This is a genomic window from Stenotrophomonas sp. P5_B8 (genome assembly GCF_054049855.1).
Genome location: NZ_JBFULO010000392.1, coordinates 1 through 3,606 on the forward strand (window position 1 = coordinate 1; position 3,606 = coordinate 3,606).

At 69.8% G+C, this 3,606-nt stretch carries 5 protein-coding genes; 2 read left to right on the forward strand and 3 right to left on the reverse strand.

All coding sequences use genetic code 11. The features are described from left to right. Both ACXJKH_RS16920 and ACXJKH_RS16925 read left to right on the forward strand, forming a co-directional pair. Positions 1 to 723: DUF1631 family protein (locus ACXJKH_RS16920; RefSeq protein ID WP_457321059.1), on the forward strand; the 723-nt coding region annotated here is incomplete at its 5' end. 115 nt (positions 724 to 838) lie between these two features. Continuing rightward, positions 839 to 1,924: an NAD(P) transhydrogenase subunit alpha gene (locus tag ACXJKH_RS16925; RefSeq protein ID WP_457321061.1), complete on the forward strand. Its 1,086-nt coding sequence runs from the start codon at positions 839 to 841 to the stop codon at positions 1,922 to 1,924. Between the two features lie 224 nt (positions 1,925 to 2,148). On the opposite strand, the gene ACXJKH_RS16930 is transcribed toward ACXJKH_RS16925, so the two are convergent. Genes ACXJKH_RS16930 through ACXJKH_RS16940 form a run of 3 tightly spaced genes read right to left on the reverse strand, consistent with a single transcriptional unit; the run spans position 2,149 to position 3,454 of the window. After that, on the reverse strand, positions 2,149 to 2,574 hold the full coding sequence (locus ACXJKH_RS16930; protein WP_256774984.1) for a DUF3106 domain-containing protein: 426 nt from the start codon (positions 2,572 to 2,574) through the stop codon (positions 2,149 to 2,151). A gap of 2 nt (positions 2,575 to 2,576) precedes the next feature. Then, positions 2,577 to 2,912, reverse strand: coding sequence for a hypothetical protein (locus ACXJKH_RS16935; protein WP_457321064.1), 336 nt, complete (start codon positions 2,910 to 2,912; stop codon positions 2,577 to 2,579). Then, positions 2,909 to 3,454, reverse strand: coding sequence for an RNA polymerase sigma factor (locus tag ACXJKH_RS16940; RefSeq protein ID WP_457321066.1), 546 nt, complete (start codon positions 3,452 to 3,454; stop codon positions 2,909 to 2,911). The genes ACXJKH_RS16935 and ACXJKH_RS16940 overlap by 4 nt, the downstream gene beginning before the upstream one ends. Between the last annotated feature and the right edge of the window lie 152 nt (positions 3,455 to 3,606).

Sequence of the window (3,606 nt, forward strand, 5' to 3'; positions counted from 1 at the left end):
GAGCTGGACCGGCGCATCGCCGATGCGACGCTGCCACAGGCCATCGGCGAATTCCTGCGTCAGCCGTGGCAGCACCACCTGACCCTGAGCGTGCTGCGCGAGGGCGAAGACGGCGCATCGGTCGGCGAGGCGCTGGCACTGGCTGACGGCTTGCTGGAAGAAGTGGCCGAGGCGCGCCGGCAGATTGTCGGCAAGCCTTGGCTGCAGGCCTGGCACGCGTCGCTGCGCAAGGTGTTTGCCAGTGTCGGCGTGCATGCCGATGCGGCCACCGGCGCGATCGATGCGCTGCACGACACCCTGCAGGGCATCGCCGAATCGCGCCCGGAACTGGAGCGCGCGCTGCCCGAATTGCCGCAGGTGGCGTTGCCCACCCCCCCGGTGCAGGAAACCGCTGCCGTCGAGCTGGGCAGCAAGGTGGACGTCAGCGATTTCGACAACGCCGATGCGGACCGTTTCCGCGGCCTGGAGATCGGCACGTGGCTGGACTTCGTGGACAAGGACGGCAAGGTGCAGGCCGGCAAGCTGTCCTGGGTGAGTCCGATTTCCTCGCGCCTGCTGTTCGTCAATCGTCGTGGCGTGCGCTTCTGCGTGGCCTCGCCGGAAGAACTTGCGGTGATGGTGCGGCTGGGCCGCCTGCGCGCGCATATCGACGATGGTGCCTTCGACAGCGCCATGCAGGGCGTGATCGACCGGCTGGACAACAAGAACGCCACCGTGCATTGAGCCGGTAGCACCGGGCCCTGCCCGGCGGCAGTGCGCCAACGACCTGAGGCGGCAGGCGTCCATGCCGCGATCAGGTTACGATCCCCCCACACTCTGCTGATCGTCGGGGACATGCATGGCTGTCGATGTGCTGGTGGTACGGGAACGCGCGCCGGGCGAGCGACGCGTGGCGATGACGCCGGAGACGGCGCGCAAGCTGGCCGCCCTGGGCGCGACGGTGTGGTTCGAGCCCGCGGCCGGACAGGCGGCGGGTTTTCCTGACCAGGCCTATCTGGACGTCGGCGCGCAGTTGGCCGACGACGCGCGCCTGGCCGTGGCCGACATCGTGTTGTGCGTGCAGCCGCCGGACAACGTGCGGCTGGGCCAGCTCAAATCCGGCGCCAGCCTGGTCGGCATGCTGCACCCGCAGGCCGATGCCGAACGCGCCGGGTTGATCCAGTCGCGGGGGCTGCAGGCCTTCCCGCTGGAACGCCTGCCGCGCACCACCCGCGCCCAATCAATGGACGTGCTCAGTTCTCAGGCCGGCATGGCCGGCTACAAGGCCACGCTGATCGCCGCGCAGCGCGCACCGCGCTTCTTCCCGATGCTGACCACTGCGGCCGGCACCATTCGTCCGTCGCGGGTGCTGGTCGTCGGTGCCGGCGTGGCCGGGCTGCAGGCGATCGCCACCGCGCGCCGGTTGGGCGCCCAGGTGGAGGGCTTCGATGTGCGGCCGGAGACCCGTGAGCAGATCGAATCGCTGGGTGGCAAGTTCCTCGACCTGGGCGTGAGCGCGGTCGGTGAGGGCGGTTACGCGCGGCCGCTGACCGAGGAGGAGCGCGCCGAGCAGCAGCGTCGTCTCGGCGAGCACCTGCGGCTGGTCGATGTGGTGATCTGCACCGCAGCGGTGCCCGGGCGCCCGGCGCCGAAGATCGTCACCACCGCGATGGTGCAGGGCATGAAGCCAGGCAGCGTGATCGTCGACCTGGCGGCCGAGACCGGCGGCAACTGCGAGGCAACCCGGCCCGGTGAGGTGGTGGATGTCGACGGGGTGACCGTCGATGGGCCGCTCGACCTGGCCAGCCTCGGTGCGGTGCACGCCAGCGAGATGTATGCGCGCAACGTCTACAACTTCGTGGCGCTGTTCCTCAAGGACGGGGCGATTGGTTTCGACTGGGACGACGAGCTGTTGGCCAAGACCCGCTGGATAGCCGGCGGCTGAGGCGAACAGCAGCCACGCATGGCGTGGCTCTACCCAGCCATCCCGCAACCCGGTAGAGCCACCCCATGGGTGGCTGCCCGCGATACCAGACCGAAAAGCAGCCACGCATGGCGTGGCTTTACCCAGTCATCCCGCAACCCGGTAGAGCCACCCCATGGGTGGCTGCCCGCGATGCCAGACCAAAAAGCAGCCACGCACAGCGTGGCTCCACCCGAGACGCGCCCTCAGCGCTTCGGCGGCGGCGCGTCTTTGACCGGATTGGCCTTGAGCCACTCCTGGCGCTGCTCGGGGGTCATCTTCGACCAGCGTTCGCGCAGGTCGTCGCGCTGGGCCGGGCTCAGCTCGCGCATCTGCGCGAACAGCGCACGGGCCTGCTCGCGCTGTTCCGGGTTCATGTTCTCGAAGCGGTGCCGACCGCGCCGGGCCAGCTCGCGCTGCTCGGGGGTCATGCTTTGCCAGCGCTGGCCGTGCTGCAGCATGCGCTCGCGCTGTGGCGGCGATGCATCGTTCCAGCGGTCGCGGACCGGCGCGATCAGCGCCTCGCGTTGCTGCGGGGTCAGCCGCTCCCAGTCGGGCAGGGTCGGGCTCTGCGCCCCGGCCGCCGCGCTCGCGCACAGCAGCAGCAACGCCAGGATCAGTCGCGGTGTCATGTTCACTCCATTGCCAGGTCGGTCGTGCCCAGCCACACGTACAGGTCGGGATTCTCGTCGAGCACATCGCTGCTGTCATCCACCGTGCTCGTCACCGGCGGTGCGGCCGGTGTGGTTGGCGGGTTGACGGTGAAACTGTAACCCAGCGCCAGCGCAGCCACGGCCGAGCAGGCAGTAGCCATCCACCAGCCATGCACGCGCCCACGCCGTGGCGCAGCGGCCTGGCGGTCGCGGCGCAGCCGCGCCAGCGTGGCCGGCGACAGCTGCTGCAGGGCCTGCGCATGCAACGCGCGCAGGGCGGTGTCATCGAGGACGGGTGGGGTGACGGGGCGRCTCACAGTTCGATCTCCAGGTGCTGCTGCAGCGCCTGCCGGGCGCGCGAAAGATGGGTTTTGACCGCGCCTTCGCTGCAGCCCATGGCCTTGGCGGTGGAGGCGCCGTCCAGCTGTTGCAGTACGCGAAGGGTAAAGGCCTCGCGCTGGCGCGCAGGCAGTTCGCGCAGTGCCGCCACCAGCTGCGCGTACTGTTGACGCTGTTCGTGGGCCTGCGCCGGGCCGGGCGCCGAATCGGCCCAGTCGATGTCATGGTCGCCGCCTTCCTCGTCGCTGCTGCGCCAGAAGCGCAGGCGGAAGCCGCGTCGGCGCTGCAGGTCCACCACGCGTCGGCGCAGGATGCTCCAGAACAGCGGCGCCCACTCGGCGGCCGGCTTGTCCTGGTAGGACAACATGCGCAGCATCGCGTCCTGCACCGCATCCAACGCATCGTCGCGCTGGCGCAGGCCAGCCTCGGCGAAACGGAACGCGCGCGGGCCGATCCCGGCCAGGAACGCATCCAGCGACACCGGCAGCGCGGCGTCGGCCTGGTCGGGCAGTGTCTGCAAGGTAGGGCTCACCAGCACAGGGTAGCGCTCGCGCAGGGGGATACCGTGAGAACGCCCCAGCGCCCGATCGGTTGACCGGCCTGCAGATCGGTTCAGCGCATGGTTATGATGGGGGGACGGGAAGACCGCCTGGGAGACAGACTGCAATGAGC